Origin of the sequence: Nocardia sp. NPDC006630 (assembly GCF_040611495.1) — a bacterium.
GTDB lineage: Bacteria > Actinomycetota > Actinomycetes > Mycobacteriales > Mycobacteriaceae > Nocardia.
This window is the reverse complement of sequence record NZ_JBEXOK010000007.1, coordinates 568508-585266: the sequence shown is the minus strand read 5'-3', so window position 1 is coordinate 585266 and position 16759 is coordinate 568508. Positions and strand designations below refer to the sequence as shown.

The window sequence follows — 16759 nt, the reverse complement described above, 5'->3', positions numbered from 1 at the left end:
TCGAGTGTCTCCGACATCAGTCGGTCCTTCCTGCCGAACCCTCAAGTTCAGCCGATCGAACCGAGATCAAGATCCGCCGTTATCCCGACACTCCCTTGGGGTGGGTTTTTCAGGAGGTAGTCGGTGGCGGTGTGGGCGACGGTGTAGGCGTTGTCGAGGGCTGATTGGAAGCCGGCGGTGGAGTGGTCGAGGTGGTCGAGGACCGGTTGGCCGGGGTGGGGCTGGTCGAAGTTGCTTACTGTGCGCAGGGATAGGTAGCGGTTCAGGTAGCCGTGGGCTTTCAGGGCGGTGGCGGTGGCGTTGTCTTCCATTTGGGTGGTGCAGTAGGCGCCTTGGGAATGGGTGCGGAGGTCCATGATGTGGCGGGCGGTGTCGGAGGGGAGTTTGCCGGAGTAGAAGTCGTCGCCGGTCATGGTGTCGCACTGCATGACTGCGGGGGTGCGGCCTTGCTGGCCGGGGTAGGCGGTGCGCTCGGCGGCGGCTTCGGGGCTGTCGGCGAGGGGTGCGTTGCGGGTGGCGTCGAAGACCTTGTCCACCAGATCCTCGTTCAGCTGATAGACGGCGGTGTTGTAGTCCTCGACGGGGCGGAAGCCGTAGGGGATATCGGGGACTTCGGCGGGATCGAGGTGGTTGCCCAGGTCGAAATCGACCAGCCGGTGCGCCCAGACGGCCGAGCCGAGGGTGCCCTGATCGGGTGGGGTGCCCGCGATTCCGGCGGTCAGGAAGTAGGCCTTCGAGAAGTCGAATTCATCGCTGCCGAGGATCGCCATCATGGTGGTGGCGGCATTGGCCTTGCCCTGACCCGTCTCGGCCACACAGAGGTGAGCGTCATTGCAGCGCACCGGGCGGTAGGCGCCGGGCACATCGACCGTGGTGGGCAACTGCTCCCGCTGCAGCCACACACTGTGTTCCGGATCGAACATGGTGATGACCAGGACACCGACTTCAACCCGGCCGGAATCGCCCTTGGAATCTCCGGAGCAGCCGGTCAAGGCCAGAGCGGCCACCCCGAGAATAGCAGCGAACTTCCAGCAACTGATAGGCATCGCGCCAGGATAGGCGGCCGGTCGCGCATTTCGGGCCGGGACACGGAAGAGCAGCGACTTTGCCTGAGCGACAGCGGGATTCGGGGGCTGTCGGTTACTTTAGGAGGGCCAGGTGGGAGGTACACGGGTGGATACAACTGCACTGACCGGCAAGCGGCGGGTGGTTTTTCGCTGGTTGCGCCAGGCCGCCACGGTGATGACGACGGCGGTGCTGATCTCGTCGATCGGGGCGGGGGTGGCCGCCGCGGCGCCGATCCACGCACCGATCATGCGGGCGCCGGCGGGCGGGACGCAGGATCTCTGGGTGCCGTCGAGTATGGGCCCGATCAAGGTGCAGGTGCAGTGGGCGGCTCGCGGCGGCAGCGCCGCGCTCTATCTGCTGGATGGGCTGCGGGCGCCGAACGACCACAGTCAGTGGACCTCCGATACCGACGCGCTGCGCCAATTCGCCGGTGACAATGTCACTTTGGTGTTCCCGGTCGGCGGCCACTCCAGCTTCTATACCGATTGGTACCGGCCCAGCAGCACCAATCATCAAGCGACAACGTACAAGTGGGAGACCTTCCTGACCAAGGAGCTGCCGGCCTTCCTCGCGAAGTACGGGGTGTCGCGCACCAACAACGCCATTGTCGGGGCCTCCATGGGCGGCAATGCGGCGCTGATACTCGCCGCCCACCATCGCAATCAGTTCCGGTTCGCCGGATCCTTCTCGGGATTCCTGCATCCGACATTCCCGCTCTGGAGCGAAGCGATGCGCGCGGCCATGCGGGACGAGGGCAATTTCGATGTCGACGATATGTGGGGCCCGGCCGGGGATGCGGCCTGGACCCGCAATGACGCGACCGATCAGGCCGAATCGCTGCGCGGGCTGCCGATGTACGTCACGTCGGGCAATGGTGTGCCCGGTCTGCCCGACGTGCCGTACGGAATCGGCAATACCGTGAATGCGATGGGCCTGGAGGCGATGGCGCTGACCGCCACCCGGATTTTCGGAGATCGGCTCGCGGCGTTGCGAATCGGCGCGCGCATCGATATCGGCATGGGCACGCACACCTGGCCCTACTGGCAGCAGGCCCTCACCACGGCCCATCCGATGATCCTCGATGCACTCGGCGCGCACTGACGCTCAGGCCGGAGCCTCCAGGTCGGTTTCGATCTCGGCCAGAATGCCCGGACGGCGACGAGCGGCTAGCCACAGCCAGCCGGCGCCGACCAGCAGATAGGTCAGGAAGATGTACGGGAACAGGTCGACCGGCCACGGCGGCAGCGGATAGAAACTGCCGACCGTCGGCACCAGCAGGAATACGAAGGCCAGCACCGAGCCCGCCACAGCGGCCCGCGAGAGCGCCCCGAGCTTGCGCAGATACACCGGGGCCGCGATCACCACCATGAAATAGGCCAGCAGGAACCCGAAAGCGGCAAGCGTGCCCGCGTCATTGAAGATCGTCAGCACATCGGTCTGCGACGACCAGAGCGCGGGCACCCCGACCATGAGCACGATGTAGGCGGTGAGCGCGGCCGCCGGAGTCGCATTGGCGGCGTGCACCTTTCCCAGCGCCGCCGGGAAGACCGAATGCCGGGCCATCGGATAGATCAGTCGCGCACCGGCATTGAGACACGACAGCGACAGGGCGAAGAAGCTGATCATGGCGCCGAGGTCGATCGGCAGTTTGAAGTAGCCCACATTGTCGAGATCGGCGAGGGTGTTGAGCGGCATGGCCAGGGTATCGAGGCTCGCGCTCGAGCCGCGGGTGCCGTAGACCTCGACGTAGCTCATCACCACGAAGAACAGCCCCGCGATCACCAGGCTCCAGACCACCGCGCGCGGGATGGTGCGCAGCGGATTGCGCGCCTCACCACCGAGCGCGGTGGCGCTCTCGAATCCGACGAGGCTGAAGATGCAGGCGACCACGGCCAGACTCATGCCCCGCGGCGAGGTGCCGTGCAGAGCCAATTGATCGGTGTCGATATGCACTCCGTGCGCGAAGAGCACCACAAACGCCAGGGCGAGAATGCAGATGACCGAAATACCCTCGAGCGCCAGCGTGAGCATCGACGACAGCCGGACATCTTTCACCGCCAGCGCCCATGCCGACACTCCGAGAATGACGAAGAAGACCACCGACGGAATGGCGGAATGAATACCCAGCAGGCTCAGCACTTCTCGGCTGAATATGGTGAAGCCTGTCATCCCGGCAATGCCGATGAACAAATAGCACCAGATGAGCGTCCAGCCCGACAGCACACCGCTGACCGGGCCGAGGCCGCGGCCGATATAGGCGTACATCGACCCCGGCGAGGTGGAACGCCGGGCGAACTGATTGAGGTTGTAGGCGACGAACAGCAGCATGCCGGTGCCGAAGAGGTACGCCATCCAGGTCCCCGAACCGGCCGAGGAGAAGGCCAGCGGGATGATCAGGGCCGCGGTCATCGTCGGCGAGATCAGGGCCACCGACTGGGCCAGCAGCGCCGGAAATCCCAGCGCTCCCGTCCGAAGTCCCGTGGCGGGTGCGGTCACCGGTGTCGACGGTTCGATTTCTGTATAACTCATGCGACGTTTCCTTGCTCATTCCCCCGGGAATATCTGGCACACACGAGTGTGACCACATCGCATTTCCGGCAAGCAGCTCGTCGTTAAGGAGTCGTAAATAGGATCTCACGTGGCAATTTCATTGTCCGGCAATGAAACAGACATGCCGAAGGGCCGTCGATACGAAGGGCGAATTCGTATCGGCGGACCCAATTTTCGCTATTTACATTCCGTACCCGAGATCAATCGCGCACGGCGGCGACCAGAATCTCCAATTCTTCGGCGACATCGGTTTCCAGCGGCAGCATCGGCAGGCGCGGATCACCGGCCTCGAAACCCAGGCCGCGCAGCCCCGCCTTCACCGTCGCGGGCAGACCGCGGCTGACCAACAGCCGCAGCAGCGGCTCGAGCCGCGTGAAGAGTTCATCGGCCCGATCGATCTCATTGGCGCGCAGCAGCTTCCAGAACTGCACGATCTGCTCGGGCACCAGGCACGGTGCGGCGGTACACCACCCGGCCGCACCGGCCTGGAAAGCACTGCGCGCCAGCGGATTACTGCCATTGAAGAACGGCACACCGCCCCCACCGAGTTCGACAATGCGGTGCATACGACCGATATCGCCCGTCGACTCCTTGATCATCGTGATGTTGTCGACCGCGTCGACCAGCCCCACCAGGAACTCCGGCGACATATCGATGCCGGTGGTGCCCGGGTTGTTGTAGACCATGACCGGAATCCCCACCGACTCCGCGACAGCGGTGAAGTGCTGCCGCAGTTCGCGCTCGCTGAGCTTCCAGTACGAGATGGGCAGCACCATGATCGCCGATGCGCCACAGCTTTCGGCGATCCGGGCGCGCTTGACGGTGCCCGCAGTGGTGAGCTCCGAGACCCCGACCACGGTCGGCACCCGGCCGGCGGTGTGGCCGATGGATTCGCTTGCGACGAGGGTCCATTCGTCATCGTCGAGGTAGGCGCTCTCACCGGTACTGCCCAGCGGCGCGATGGCATCGACGCCGGCATCGATCATGCGATCGATCAGAATATGCAGGGCGGCGACGTCGATTTTCGCCCCGTCACCCGAGAACGGCGTCACCGGGTACGCCACGATTCCAGAAACAGTTGCAGGCATTGATCACTCCGAATTGTCGAGCGCGAACACATCTGGATGACGCCGGAGCACCCGGCGCGCATAGTAGGCGAAATTCGCCTCACTACGTTTGGGGCGGAGCGTCCAGTCATGGGCTTCGGCGGCCAGACGTGGAGGCAGCGGCTTGATCTCGCCCGCCGACATGGCGAGCAGTTGCAGTTGCGCCGCGCGTTCGATGAGATGCGCCAGCGAGCAGGCCTCCTCGATGGTCTCGCCGACCACGAGCTGCCCGTGATGGGCCAGCAGAATCGCCCGCTTGTCCCCCAGGGCCGCGGAAATGATCTCGCCCTCTTCATTGCCGACCGGAACACCGGGCCAATCCGGAAGAAACGCGCAGTCGTCGTAGAGCGGTGCGATATCCATTTGCGAGACCTGCAGCGGAATCTCGAGCATCGACAGCGCCGCGACATGCAGCGGATGGGTGTGCACGATGCAGTGCACATCGGGCCGGGCGCGGTAGATCCAACTGTGAAAACGGTTGGCGGGGTTGGCCATTCCCGCGCCCTCGAGCACGGTGAGATCCTCGTCCACCAGCAGCAGGTTGGCCGCGGTGATCTCGTCGAAGCCCAGGCCCAGCTGCTGGGTGAGGAACGTTCCGGGCGCCTGCCCGCGCGCCGAGATCTGCCCGGCGAGCGCCGAATCGTGACCGGCATCCGACAGCGCCCGGCAGGTCAGGGCGATCTTCTGCCGATCGGTCCAGCCACTGGCCGGAATCTCGGTGCGCATGGCGAGCTCGGCGGCCGCCATGAGTTCGGCTTTGCCTAGGTTCATCGTTGTTGCCAAGAGCCAGCTCCTTCAGGACACATCGTGCACAATAGGACACTTTGTGTCATCAAGATACCCTGAGTTTCCTGCTGCGCAACCGGGCGCACGAAACCGAGGAGTGGATGTGTCCGCGTTTCTGAGATCGCATCGCCGCCGAGCGGGTCTGTCGCTGGACGCCCTCGCCGAGCGCACGGGTCTGACGAAGAGCTACATCTCCAAAATCGAACGCGGCCTGAGCACACCGTCGATCGCGGTGGCGCTACGCATCGCGCATGTCCTGGATGCCGATGTCAGCCAGCTGTTTTCCGAGAATCCCGATCGCAGCGCACTACTGGCTATCGGGCGCAGCAGCGAACGCGCCGAGCCCGCGCCGAGCGGGCCGGCCAACTATCAGCCCCTGGCCACCCAGATCGTGGGAAAGGCCATGCAGCCCTTCGTCGTGACGCCGAGCACCGAACCGGGCGCCGGCCATGTCGATCATCACGGCGATGAATTCGTCTTCGTGCACAAGGGCGCCGTGGAGGTATCCATCCCGGGCAATGTGATCACGCTGAACGAGGGCGACACCCTCTACTTCGACGCCGACACTCCGCATCAGCTGCGCTCGATCTCGGCACAGCGGGCGGAGGTGCTCATCGTCGTACACGATCGCGACGCCGCGGACGTTCCCGCGGCGCCGCGATCGCGTGCCTGACGTACCTCGTGCCCGAGGTGGTTATCCGAGACTGAAGGGCTGACCCCACAGCGTCTGGGTGACGTCCATGACATTGTCCTGCACCAGAATCGTTGTGTACGAACGGGCTTCGGCGTAGCCGGCGCAGCCGTCGACCGCGATCGTGTGGTTCACGTACTGGGTGATGCCCGAGGTGCCGGTGAAGTTGTAGGTCTGGATCGCCTTGGTGGCGACCTTGCCCGGCTTCAGCGACAGCGTCATATTCGGGTCGGCGTACGGGCTGATCCCGGTGGGTGCGACACCCGCGCCGAGGTCACCGGTGCCGACCGACAGCCCGCCACCGCCACCTCCCCCGCCACCGCCGGAGTAGCCACCGCCGCCTCCGCCGCCACCTCCGCCACCGCTGTTGTCGCCGCCACCGCCGCTGTTGTCACCACCGCCGCCACCGCCACCACCGTTGTCCGGAGTGGCCGGGGCCGCATTGCCGCCACCGCCCTGGCCGGGCTTGGTCGCATTGCCCGCGGTATTGCCACTGCCCTCGGTGGTCACCTTGCTATTGAGATCGACCTGGCAACCCACCAGATAGCCGGTCTCGATATGACCGCCGGTGACGGTGACGCCGGACGGCGGCGTGACGGTCACCGAGGTCACGGCCGACACCATGGCATTGCGCGAGAGCGGACTCGCGGCCATCGATCCCGAGAGTGTGGCCTGCTCACCACTGCGAGCCACCTGCACGAGCACACCGTCGGGAGCGGTGAACTGCCCCTGACCATCCGGCAGCGCCACCTGGGTATCGGCTCCGGCCGGACCGGCCGCGATCAGGACCGTGGGCAGAAAACCGCACGCCGCGATCGCGATTCCTATCGAATTCCGCATAACGCCTGTCCTACTCACCCGACACTGAACGGATCGCCGTACAGCGTCACTTCGGCCGACCCCTGCTGGTTTTGCACCGTCAACGTGCTGAACGCGCGCGCCTGCGCATAGCCGGCGCAGCCCGAAATCTGGATGCCGCGACCGGAATACGCGATGCCGACGGCGTTCGCCGCAGGATCGAGCTGTTTGGTATCGAGCTTCACCACCGATACCCCACCCGGAACCAGACTGATGCTCGGTGAGAGCTCTGGCGTGACGGAACTCGGTGAGACCCAGACGTCTCCGCCGAGCGAGAGCCCCCCGCTCAGATCGACCTGACAACCGACCAGATAGCCGGTCACCAGTGCGCCCTTGGTCGCATTGTCCACCTTGGCGAACACGACTCCGGTCACGCTCGCGGTACGCGAGGTGCCATTGGCGGCCAGGGAGGGAGCGATGACCGCCTGTTCATTCGTCCGGGTCAGATCCACCTGCACGCCCGTAGCGGTCGTGAGCGCCTCTCGACCGTCCGGCAGCGGCACTGTCGTATCCGCATGTGCCACGGCGGAACCGAGAATCAGCGCGGTCAGACCGACACCCACCCCAGCGATCCGTCCGCTTGTCCTCGAAACCAAACCTCCGCCGACCCTTCACATCTCATACAGCATTCGAGGACCGATGATATGGGCGGGCGCTGAGCTGTGCACATGAACATTCGACGCGGGCGAAGCGGCCTCCCAGCTGCGAGAAATCGCGAGGAACCGCCGGTCGGAGGGTTTCGATCGTCGATATCGCAGCAAATATTTCGATCAAATGTCCGAAATGTGCATTCTGTGAACAAACTTGGAATGTGCTGAGTGGAGGCATGACAAAACGCACCGCCCGGATGCGCGGGGGCGGTGGTGGACGGGAGTCTAGGCCCCGGGCACGCGCCCGGGGCCTAGAAACGCACTATTCGTGCACGGCCAGCACCGTGCCCGCCGCAACCGTCCGGCTACCCTCGCGAATCGCGAAGCCGAGCCCCGGCTCGAGCGGGACCGGACGACCCAGGGTCACCGCCATCTCGACGGTCTCCCCCGGCTGCGCCCGGCCCTCGGCCAGCACCACATCGCCGACCACATCGCCGGTGCGCAGATAGAACTGCGGCCGGTATCCGGTCACGATGGACGTGCGCCGCCCGCCCTGCGCCGCGGTGAGCAGATGCACGCGCGCGGTGAACTCGGTGTGCACCGCGATGCTGCCGACCGCCGCGACCACCTGCCCGCGGGTGACCTGTCCACGCTGCACACCGCGCAGCAGCAGCGCCACATTGTCGCCCGCCTCGGCCGATTCCATGGTGCGGCCGAAGGTTTCGACACCGGTGACCACGGATTCGAGGCTGTCCCCGTACCCGAGCACCGCCACCCGGTCGCCCATGCGGACGCGGCCGCGCTCGATGGCTCCGGTCACGACGGTGCCGCGACCGGTAATGGTGAGCACGTTCTCCACCGGCATGAGGAACGGCGCGTCGGTGTAGCGGACGGGCATCGGTATGTACTCGTCCACCGCATCGAGCAGTCGCAGCAGCGCCTGCGACCACTGCGCGTCACCCTCCAGCGCACGCAGCCCGGAAACCGGGACCACGGGCAGCCCGGAACCGTCGTACCCGTTGGCGGACAACAGCTCTCGCACCTCGAGCTCGACCAGCTCCAGCAGCTCGCCGTCCCCGGCATCGGCCTTGTTGAGGGCGACCACAATGTGCTCGACCCCGACCTGCCGGGCCAGCAGCACATGCTCGGCCGTCTGCGGCATGACGCCGTCCAGCGCCGACACCACCAGAATCGCCCCGTCCAGCTGGGCGGCCCCGGTGATCATGTTCTTCACGAAGTCGGCGTGCCCCGGCATGTCCACGTGCGCGTAATGCCGTGTGGCCGTTTCGTATTCGACGTGCGAGATATTGATGGTGATCCCGCGCGCGATCTCCTCCGGGGCGCGGTCGATGCGATCGAACGGTACGAACGCACCACCGCCCCGCTCGGCGAGCACCTTGGTGATGGCGGCGGTCAGCGTGGTCTTGCCGTGATCGACGTGCCCCATGGTGCCGATGTTCAGATGCGGCTTGGTGCGAATGTAGGCCTGCTTGGCCATGATGATTTCTCCGTCTTGCGGCTGCGGCGATGACACAGCGTGAAATGACACAGCGTGATTCGAGGGACCTCAGCGGCGAGCGACCTTCCCCGCCTGAGGTCCCGGGACATCCCGGAGAAGGTCAGCTTCGTGCGCCGTCGAATGCGGAGACCACGAATGCAGCGGCCATCGCACCCGCGAATGCGGATGTGGCGACGATGGGCTGCGTGAACATGCGGACCACAGTGCCCCACGACTAGCGGAGCGCGCCAGTCATTTTCAATCTCCGACGGGTCGCACGCCGTGCCGGGCCGGTCTTCGACGGCACCGTCGCTAGTATTGCCGCAGTTTCGCCAAGAGTTTGCTGCGCTGCTCTTCGGGCACAGCACAAGTGCACCGAACCGAATTGTCCGTGATCGGCGATGAAGGCGGGCCCGTGGGCATTCTGCACAACCACAAGACACTGGTGTCGAATGTCGCCCTGGTGTCGATGATGCTGGCCGGGGCGAGCTACCTGGCCTTCGATATCGCGCGGGTGCGGCCCGGTGGGTCGTACGCGGTGACCGTGCAATTGGATCGGTCGGGCGGCGTCCAACCCGGCAATGACGTGACCTGGCGGGGATATCGGGTCGGCAAGGTCCGGTCGGTCTCGATCACCGACGGTGGCGCGCAGGTTGCCGCGGTCGCCGAAATCGAAGACCGGTACCGGATTCCGGCCGATACCGATATCAAGGTGGCGGCGCTGTCGGGCGCCGGCGAGCAGTACATCGACTTCCAGCCGCACTCCGACGGCGCGCCATTTCTGAAGGACGGCATGGTCATCCACTTCGATCCGAAGCGGATGACGACGCCGACCCCGATCTCGCAGACGCTGATCGATACCAGTGGCCTGCTGGCCCAGATCGATCCGGACAAGTACAGCACCATCCTCACCGAACTCGACACCGCGCTCAGCGGCGGGCCTGATCAGCTCCGGCATCTCATCGACGGCATCAGCCTGGCCACCGCGGGTCTGGACCGGCTGCTGCCGCAGACCGAGAACCTCATCGAGAATCTGCGCCTGATCGCGGGCACGACCTCGCACGCACAGCCCGATCTGGGCACGCTGACCCGTAATTCGCAGCTGCTGTTCGATCAGGCGAATGCGGCCAATGCAGAATTGCGACAGCTGCTCGAACGCGCACCGGGCCAGCTCGCCGTCGCCTCGGCAACATTGGATCGCGATGCGGACCCGATCCAGAGCCTCACCACCACCCTGGCGGCGATCGTGAATGCCGCGATGCTGCGGATTCCGGCCATCCACGCACTGTTCCCGGCATTGGTGGTCGGAACCTCGGCCATGGGTGCGCCCGCACACGACAACGAGTTCTATACGGTCGTCGATATCTGGCCGCGGCCGTGGTGCCGGTACTCGGCCAAGGACACCGCGCCCTACGTGGTGCAGGACGGCACTCTCGCCCGTTGGGCCTACTGCACCAATCCCCCGCCCGGACTGCAGATTCGCGGGTCCGGCAATGCCCCGCGGCCGGACATTCCGAACAATGGCGCCGAAATGCCCACCTGGGCCGATCCCAACGACCGCACCCTGCCGCCGGTTCGGTGATTCGCACGCGTGTCGGCGCGCCCGTCGCGAGTTGTCCCGCAAATCTCACCGTGCAACCTTCAGAATGATCACTTGGTACCTCCCGAGGGGGTCCCATGCTGTGCCAACGTGATGTCCCCTCGCCCTGGCAGCCGCGTCGACAGGGTGGCGGGCAAGGCTAGAGAGGTCAGATGTCTCGATGATGAGCAAGCGTTCCCTCGGCTTGGCAGCGCGTTCAGTTGTCTTCGTGGGTGTCGCGGCTGCCGGATTGACGGCCGCGCCCGCACAGGCCGATCCACTGTGGCCGGGCGGTCCGGATGTACCGGGTGTGCCGGCGATCATTCCGTCACTCCCGGCGGTCGCGCCGTGCTCGGCGCAGGCTCGCGCCTGCCTGCGGCTCGGCACCAATGAGGCGTGGCTGATGGACAATGGGAAGGTCACCTTCGGCCCGACCCCGATCTCCCACGGTATGCCGGGCTTCGAAACCCCGCCGGGTGTCTTCAAGGTGGCGTTCAAGGAACCGTTCCACTGGAGCACCATGCACCAGGCGCCGATGGAGTACGCGATTTTCTTCAATGGAGACATCGCATTCCACATCGGGCCGACGGATAAGAAGTCGCACGGTTGTATTCGCATGACGCCCGACGGCGCCAAGCAGTTCTTCAGTTACCTCAACCCCGGTGACGTGGTCGAGGTTGTGCCGTAGGTCGTCGGATCTGTATCGATCTGTTTCCGATCAGCCCCCTCCTCGCAGTGCGGGGAGGGGGCTTTTTCGACGTTCAGGCCGGGCAGCTGTGGAATGCGTGCACCAGCCACTGCCCGGACGGCCGGGCGATCACCCAGGTGCCGAGCACCGGCGGTTCGGTCTCGGCCTTCCCGGGCAGCTGTACCGCGCTGCGGCCCACCACGATTGCGGTATCCGGATTCAGGAACCGCACGGTCGAGGGCTCGTCCACCACCCGCGAACCCCGCCACGGCCCGGCGAAGGCGGCGGCGAAGCGGGCCCGGACGGCCTCGCGGCCCGCACCCGGCCAGCCCGGCGTCACCGAGCTGGCATCGGCATCGAAATTGGCGGCCAGCGCATCGGCGTCATTGTTCGCCCAGGCGCCGTAGACGCCGTCGATCACGGCGAGTACGGCGGCCCGCTCATCGGTCTGCACTGCGATGTCGTTCATGGTGATCCTCCTCGAATTCGCGCCGCCGATTCAGCGGCTCGTGAGTACCTACCGGCGCGGGCGCACAAACTCATCGGTGCTCGTGGATGTCCGCATCGGTGCTCGTGAATGTCACCGCCGTCGCGTACAACAGGGAGGTGGCCGAGGAATTCACCACCCGCACCGATCCCTATCGCCGAGAGTTGCTGGCGCACTGCTACCGCATGCTCGGCTCGGTGCACGATGCCGAGGATCTGGTGCAGGAGACGCTGCTGCGCGCCTGGCGCGCCCGCGACAGCTATGACGAGAGCCGGGCCTCGCTGCGCACCTGGCTGCACCGGATCGCCACGAACGCCTGCCTGACCGCCCTGGAGCAGCGCACCAGGCGGCCGCTCCCGTCCGGGTTGGGCGGACCGCCCGGTGACGACCCCCGCGAGGCGCTGGTGCACGGCGGCGAAGTGCCGTGGCTGCAACCGATTCCGGATGTCATGATCGGTGATCCGGCGGAAGTCGCTGCGGCACAGGGCAGTCTGCGCCTGGCCCTGGTCGCGGCCATGCAGCACCTGCCCGCTCGCCAACGCGCGGTGTTCGTGCTGCGCGAGGCGCTCGACTGGCCCGCCGCACAGATCGCCGAGGCGCTCGAAATGACGCCCGCAGGGGTGAACAGCGCATTGCAGCGGGCCCGAAAGACACTGTCCGAAAGCGGTATTCACGAAGACGCCATTACCGAGCCCACCGACCGCAAGGCCGTGATCGACCGATATGTGAACGCCTTCCGGAACGCGGATCTGTCCGCGATCGAAAAACTCCTCACCGACGACGTCATCCTGGAAATGCCGCCCTACCTCAATTGGTACCGGGGCCCCGCCGACTACACCGCCTTCCTGGCCCGCGCCTTCGCACTGCGCGGCACGGACTGGCGCCTGCTGCCCGCCGCCGCGAACGGCCAACCCGCCGTCGCCGCCTACGTCCGAGACTCCGCAGGCGAGTACGTCCTGCACACCCTGCAGATCTTCACCCTGGCCGGCGATCGCATCGCCCGCACCACCGTCTACCAGGACCCCGAAATATTCGCACTCTTCGAACTCGCCCCGACCTGCTGATCAGACGGGGCGTTCAGCGAGCCGATGCCGAATGCGGTGGTGCCACTGCACAACCGGCCTGCTGCAATGGCCCACCAGCCGCAGGTGAACCCTGACCGGGGGCGCTGTGCCACGCGGCGCAGGGGTTTCGGTTTGCCGCTACCGCGACCCGAGGACGCCGTCGACTGTGCGGTGGATCTTCTCGACGGCGGTGGTATCACCCAGGCGCAGGGCGGTATTCGCGGAGCGGAGGATGGCGTCGAGTTGGAAGGCTACGAGATCGGCATCCAGGTCTGCGATCTCACCGGCGACGATGGCCTGGCGTAGTTCGTGGGAGAGGGCGTAGATCCATTCCTGCTGGTAGCTCGCGAGCGCGTCCTGCACCGGGCCCGGGCGGCTGTCGAACTCGCTGAGGTTGGCGGCCTGGAAGCAGCCGCCGGCGAACAGCGGGGTTTCGGCGTAGTCGATCCAGCGGGCGATCAGTTCCCGAAGGCGTTGTGCGCCAGGGGGTTTCGATTGGGCGGGGCGGACGACCGCGTCGATGAACATGCGGCGCGCATGGTCGACGGTGGCCAGCTGCAGCGTTTCCTTGGTGCGGAAGAGGGTTTGGATGCCGGCCTTGCTGAGCCCGACGTCCATGGCCAATCGGCCGAAGCTGAGGCTTTCCAGATTCTCCAGGGAGGCGATGTCCACGGCGCGGCCGAGGACGATCTGCCGGGTCCGGGCGCCGCGGAGCAGGCGTTTGTCGGTGATCTCGGAGGCGGACGCGGGATTGTCCATACGGTCGATCGTACTCCGGCAGGCTATGCCGACCCGAGAACGTAGGCCAGCTGTCGCACCAGCAAGGTGGTGATGACCGCCTGTCCGGAGGTCGAGAAGTGAATCCGGTCCGCGCTGAGCAGGTTCGGGCGGTCGTTGAACGGGTGGTCCGCACAGTCGGCGATGACACCGCCGTACTCCGACGCCAGCGCGCGGGTGATCTCGTTGAGCGCCCGCAACCGGTCCGGCCAATCCGGGAACACCGGAACGACGAAGGCACGGCCGAGGGTGAAGGCGGCGAGCTGCGCTCCGGTCCCGGCCGCCAGTTCCCACATGCGCCGCAATGTCCGTTCGATCTGCGGCCAGTCGGGTTCGCGGCGCACGATGTCGTTCGCGCCGCTGGGCACGATCAGCAGGTCCGGGCGGAATGCGAGGATCCGGGCGCTCTGCTCGTCGAGCGCCTGCTGCGTCGTGGCGCCGATCCGGCCGGTATTGAGGTACTCGAGCTCCGGGCGCACCCGGCACAGGATCTGCCGAATCCGTTCGGGCCAGCCGAGATCGAGGTAGCCGGGGGTCGGATCGCCCGCGCCCACCGACAGGCTGTCGCCGAGCGAGGCGAACCGTCGCCAGGGTGCGTCGTGGAGTAGGCCGGCGGCAGCCGAGGGCGACAGGCAGTAGGGATCCGAAGCCTCGGTGAGTGGTTGCGCCATCACTGTCATGAACTAAGCATACGGTCGTACGTATCCATGACACAAGCAGGTATCAATTGCCCCGCGACGTGACCGGCATTACAGTTACGCTCCAGTAGGAACTCCAGCGTTCCCTGAAATACGGAGTCGCACTTGCCAACACCCACCACCGCTGTGCCGGCCACCGCAGCCCCCGCGACCGTCGTCACCCGGACCTGCCTCGAACTCACCGCCGATGTCCTCGAACGACTGCTGGAGGTGCTCGCGGCCGTCGACTCCGCGGTGCTGGCCGAACACCACACCGCCGTACACGCGGTCACGTCCGCACTGCTGGGCGGGCAGCCTGCCACGGCCCGGACGCGGTCGTCGGGCATCGAGATCGAGGAATCGTATTTCGTGCTGGCCCTGCGCATTCCGCCACGGCCGCGCAGTGCCGCACCGGCCATCGATGCGGCGGTGCTGGCGCAGCGCACACTGCGCCGCCTGCAATCGGCGCTGGCCGCGCGCAGTGCGGGACGGGCGCTGCCGATGCTGAGCATCGAGGGCGGCACCGTGCTGCTGCCCGAATCCTGCACCGACCCCGCGACTCTCGACGATCTCGTCGCAGGACTGTCCGCCGCCACGCGGGCGCCCCTCACCGCGACCGTCATGCACGCTGCGACACAGGCGATTCCGGCGGCAGCCGATCAGGCGCACGAACTGCTGGATATGGTGCACCGCCTGCAGTGCGAACCGGGCCTGTACCGCTTCGACGATCTGGCCATGGAGTATCAGCTGACCCGGCCGGGTCCGGGCCGCGAATACCTCGGGGCGCTACTGGATCCGCTCGACGAGTATCCGGAGCTGCTGGAGACCCTGCGCCGGCATCTGGGCAACGATCTGAACCGCCGCCGCACCGCGCGCGGACTCGGCGTGCACACCAATACCATCGACTACCGGCTCAAGCGCATCGGTCAGCTCACCGGTTTCGATCCCGCCCAATCGGCGGGGCTGTGGTACCTGCGCTCCGCGCTGGTGGCCCGCACCTATCGAAATGCGGAGCAGCACAGGTACGTCGAGCACACGCTCACCTAGCGACTACGTCATACCGCGATCCGGCGCCGCACTTCGCGGCTGCCGGCACGTCCCGGTACCGGACGGCCGCACAGCATTCGCAGCACCAGCGCCAGGAACGGCACATGCTGCGACCTCGACCGCCGCGACAGCGCCACCGACCACACCGTCTCGCTCCCCGGCAGACCCAGCGGCTGATCGTCGAATCGATCGGCGAGCCAGTCGATCATGGTGGGCGCGCCCAGGAATTGCAGCGGCAGATGCATGCTGAGCCGGTCCCGCAGATATCTGACGTGCGCCCCGCGCCACAGATAGCGGCCGACGTGCGCATCGATATCGGCCACCGCGATCACCTCGTCATGCACCGCCTGCAGGACCAGCATGGGCATGGCGGGAGCCCGTGTGCCGGGCCGGATGTCGTCGAGCACGATGCGCAGCTCGGGATGATCCAGCATGGCCGCGAGCCCCGCGCGCGCATGGCGGTCGGCATCGCGCCCGGCGAAGCGGGCCAGCAGCGGGAGGGTGGGAGTGCGCTCGGCGGTATCCAGCAGTGCCAGATACGCCGCCGACAGATGATCGCTCAGCACCTGGCGCAACTGCGGATACGCCCGCCGCAGTCCGGCGGTGAACACCATGGCGAAGCCCGCGTACGGCGAGGCGTTCAAGCGCACGAACGCCGCGGCCGGATCACCGACCGGTGATCCCGCGACCGCGCCGGCGATATCGAGTTCCGGCGCGTACTCGGCGGCCAGCTCCGCCGCCCATGCGGTCGCCAGACCGCCGCCGGAGTAGCCCCACAGGCCGATTCGGGTATCGGCGGCCAAACCCAGGGCCGGGAATCGCAGTGCGGCGCGCGCCGCGTCCAAGGCCCGATAGCCCGGTTCGCGGGCCGAGCCGAAATGCCCGCCGAGCCCCTCGTGATCGGGCACCGATACCGCCCAGCCGCGCGTCAGCGCACTGGCGATGAGCGGTAGCTCCAGCTGCGGTACGGATCCGAGCGCGCGAGCGCCGTGCCGTAATGCGTAGGAGGGGAAGCACATCGGCGCGACGGCGTCGATCGCGCACTGGAACGACAGCAGCGGCCGCCGCTCGGCCGGATCGGCGCCCCACGGCAGCAGCACCGTGGTGACCGCCGCTTCCGGTGCGCCGCGCAGATCGGTAGTGCGATACAGCAATTGCCACGCCGTGATCTTCTGCGGCACCAGCCCGAAGAGCCCCAGCCTGACCTGCCGCGAGCGCAGAATCGTGCCCGGTGCGAGGCGGCCGAGCGGCACCGGCGAATGGTAGAACGGGTCGTCACCCGGCAGTTGTGGC

At 66.5% G+C, this 16759-nt stretch carries 17 protein-coding genes; 6 read left to right on the top strand and 11 right to left on the bottom strand.

The window, feature by feature from the left end; all coding sequences use genetic code 11:
* Window positions 1–47: 47 nt before the first annotated feature.
* On the bottom strand, window positions 48–1046 hold the full coding sequence (locus ABZX86_RS23780; protein WP_355126827.1) for a purine nucleoside permease: 999 nt from the start codon (window positions 1044–1046) through the stop codon (window positions 48–50).
* 196 nt (window positions 1047–1242) lie between these two features.
* Here ABZX86_RS23780 and ABZX86_RS23775 point away from each other — a divergent pair, with 196 nt between their 5' ends.
* Window positions 1243–2169: an alpha/beta hydrolase family protein gene (locus tag ABZX86_RS23775; protein ID WP_355126866.1), complete on the top strand. Its 927-nt coding sequence runs from the start codon at window positions 1243–1245 to the stop codon at window positions 2167–2169.
* 3 nt (window positions 2170–2172) lie between these two features.
* Here ABZX86_RS23775 and ABZX86_RS23770 read toward each other — a convergent pair whose 3' ends face one another.
* The 3 genes from ABZX86_RS23770 to ABZX86_RS23760 all read right to left on the bottom strand — a co-directional run bounded on the left by ABZX86_RS23770 (window position 2173) and on the right by ABZX86_RS23760 (window position 5507).
* On the bottom strand, window positions 2173–3597 hold the full coding sequence (locus tag ABZX86_RS23770; protein WP_355126825.1) for an APC family permease: 1425 nt from the start codon (window positions 3595–3597) through the stop codon (window positions 2173–2175).
* 221 nt (window positions 3598–3818) lie between these two features.
* A complete protein-coding gene (locus ABZX86_RS23765) occupies window positions 3819–4706 on the bottom strand; it encodes a dihydrodipicolinate synthase family protein (RefSeq protein WP_355126823.1) in 888 nt (295 codons plus the stop codon).
* A 3-nt stretch (window positions 4707–4709) separates the two neighbouring features.
* The gene (locus tag ABZX86_RS23760; protein WP_355126821.1) at window positions 4710–5507 is read right to left on the bottom strand and encodes an aldolase; all 798 of its coding nucleotides are present in this window, start codon (window positions 5505–5507) and stop codon (window positions 4710–4712) included.
* Between the two features lie 106 nt (window positions 5508–5613).
* Between ABZX86_RS23760 and ABZX86_RS23755 the strand changes: the two genes are divergently transcribed.
* Window positions 5614–6183 carry an XRE family transcriptional regulator gene (locus ABZX86_RS23755; protein ID WP_355126818.1) on the top strand — a complete coding sequence of 190 codons (570 nt, stop codon included), beginning with the start codon at window positions 5614–5616 and terminating at the stop codon, window positions 6181–6183.
* A gap of 21 nt (window positions 6184–6204) precedes the next feature.
* Here ABZX86_RS23755 and ABZX86_RS23750 read toward each other — a convergent pair whose 3' ends face one another.
* From ABZX86_RS23750 to tuf, 3 genes are all read right to left on the bottom strand, one after another.
* Complete coding sequence (locus ABZX86_RS23750; protein WP_355126816.1) at window positions 6205–7041, bottom strand: MspA family porin; 837 nt, start codon at window positions 7039–7041, stop codon at window positions 6205–6207.
* 14 nt (window positions 7042–7055) lie between these two features.
* Window positions 7056–7622: an MspA family porin gene (locus ABZX86_RS23745; RefSeq protein ID WP_355126814.1), complete on the bottom strand. Its 567-nt coding sequence runs from the start codon at window positions 7620–7622 to the stop codon at window positions 7056–7058.
* A gap of 349 nt (window positions 7623–7971) precedes the next feature.
* Complete coding sequence (tuf, locus tag ABZX86_RS23740) at window positions 7972–9147, bottom strand: elongation factor Tu (RefSeq protein WP_355126812.1); 1176 nt, start codon at window positions 9145–9147, stop codon at window positions 7972–7974.
* A gap of 415 nt (window positions 9148–9562) precedes the next feature.
* On the opposite strand from tuf, the gene ABZX86_RS23735 reads away from it, so the two are divergent.
* Both ABZX86_RS23735 and ABZX86_RS23730 read left to right on the top strand, forming a co-directional pair.
* Window positions 9563–10729 carry an MlaD family protein gene (locus ABZX86_RS23735; protein WP_355126810.1) on the top strand — a complete coding sequence of 389 codons (1167 nt, stop codon included), beginning with the start codon at window positions 9563–9565 and terminating at the stop codon, window positions 10727–10729.
* Window positions 10730–10907: 178 nt separating this feature from the next.
* Window positions 10908–11414, top strand: a complete 507-nt coding sequence (locus tag ABZX86_RS23730) for a L,D-transpeptidase (RefSeq protein WP_355126808.1) — start codon at window positions 10908–10910, stop codon at window positions 11412–11414.
* 73 nt (window positions 11415–11487) lie between these two features.
* Here the strand turns inward: ABZX86_RS23730 and ABZX86_RS23725 are convergent, their stop codons facing one another.
* A complete protein-coding gene (locus ABZX86_RS23725) occupies window positions 11488–11883 on the bottom strand; it encodes an SgcJ/EcaC family oxidoreductase (RefSeq protein ID WP_355126806.1) in 396 nt (131 codons plus the stop codon).
* A gap of 86 nt (window positions 11884–11969) precedes the next feature.
* Here ABZX86_RS23725 and ABZX86_RS23720 point away from each other — a divergent pair, with 86 nt between their 5' ends.
* A complete protein-coding gene (locus ABZX86_RS23720; protein WP_355126804.1) occupies window positions 11970–12965 on the top strand; it encodes a sigma-70 family RNA polymerase sigma factor in 996 nt (331 codons plus the stop codon).
* Window positions 12966–13103: 138 nt separating this feature from the next.
* Here the strand turns inward: ABZX86_RS23720 and ABZX86_RS23715 are convergent, their stop codons facing one another.
* Both ABZX86_RS23715 and ABZX86_RS23710 read right to left on the bottom strand, forming a co-directional pair.
* The gene (locus ABZX86_RS23715; protein WP_355126802.1) at window positions 13104–13724 is read right to left on the bottom strand and encodes a TetR/AcrR family transcriptional regulator; all 621 of its coding nucleotides are present in this window, start codon (window positions 13722–13724) and stop codon (window positions 13104–13106) included.
* 23 nt (window positions 13725–13747) lie between these two features.
* Window positions 13748–14422: an SGNH/GDSL hydrolase family protein gene (locus ABZX86_RS23710; protein ID WP_355126800.1), complete on the bottom strand. Its 675-nt coding sequence runs from the start codon at window positions 14420–14422 to the stop codon at window positions 13748–13750.
* 123 nt (window positions 14423–14545) lie between these two features.
* Between ABZX86_RS23710 and ABZX86_RS23705 the strand changes: the two genes are divergently transcribed.
* Complete coding sequence (locus ABZX86_RS23705; RefSeq protein WP_355126798.1) at window positions 14546–15466, top strand: helix-turn-helix domain-containing protein; 921 nt, start codon at window positions 14546–14548, stop codon at window positions 15464–15466.
* Between the two features lie 8 nt (window positions 15467–15474).
* Here ABZX86_RS23705 and ABZX86_RS23700 read toward each other — a convergent pair whose 3' ends face one another.
* Window positions 15475–16719, bottom strand: coding sequence for a lipase family protein (locus ABZX86_RS23700; RefSeq protein ID WP_355126796.1), 1245 nt, complete (start codon window positions 16717–16719; stop codon window positions 15475–15477).
* Window positions 16720–16759: the final 40 nt, after the last annotated feature.

What these genes read in the sequence shown, in the direction of transcription:
- ABZX86_RS23780 (WP_355126827.1), bottom strand. Translation starts at nt 1,046, where the DNA reads ATGCCTATCAGTTGCTGGAAGTTCGCTGCTATTCTCGGGGTGGCCGCT.
- ABZX86_RS23775 (WP_355126866.1), top strand. Translation starts at nt 1,243, where the DNA reads ATGACGACGGCGGTGCTGATCTCGTCGATCGGGGCGGGGGTGGCCGCC.
- ABZX86_RS23770 (WP_355126825.1), bottom strand. Translation starts at nt 3,597, where the DNA reads ATGAGTTATACAGAAATCGAACCGTCGACACCGGTGACCGCACCCGCC.
- ABZX86_RS23765 (WP_355126823.1), bottom strand. Translation starts at nt 4,706, where the DNA reads ATGCCTGCAACTGTTTCTGGAATCGTGGCGTACCCGGTGACGCCGTTC.
- ABZX86_RS23750 (WP_355126816.1), bottom strand. Translation starts at nt 7,041, where the DNA reads ATGCGGAATTCGATAGGAATCGCGATCGCGGCGTGCGGTTTTCTGCCC.
- tuf (WP_355126812.1), bottom strand. Translation starts at nt 9,147, where the DNA reads ATGGCCAAGCAGGCCTACATTCGCACCAAGCCGCATCTGAACATCGGC.
- ABZX86_RS23730 (WP_355126808.1), top strand. Translation starts at nt 10,908, where the DNA reads ATGATGAGCAAGCGTTCCCTCGGCTTGGCAGCGCGTTCAGTTGTCTTC.
- ABZX86_RS23725 (WP_355126806.1), bottom strand. Translation starts at nt 11,883, where the DNA reads ATGAACGACATCGCAGTGCAGACCGATGAGCGGGCCGCCGTACTCGCC.
- ABZX86_RS23720 (WP_355126804.1), top strand. Translation starts at nt 11,970, where the DNA reads ATGTCCGCATCGGTGCTCGTGAATGTCACCGCCGTCGCGTACAACAGG.
- ABZX86_RS23715 (WP_355126802.1), bottom strand. Translation starts at nt 13,724, where the DNA reads ATGGACAATCCCGCGTCCGCCTCCGAGATCACCGACAAACGCCTGCTC.
- ABZX86_RS23710 (WP_355126800.1), bottom strand. Translation starts at nt 14,422, where the DNA reads ATGACAGTGATGGCGCAACCACTCACCGAGGCTTCGGATCCCTACTGC.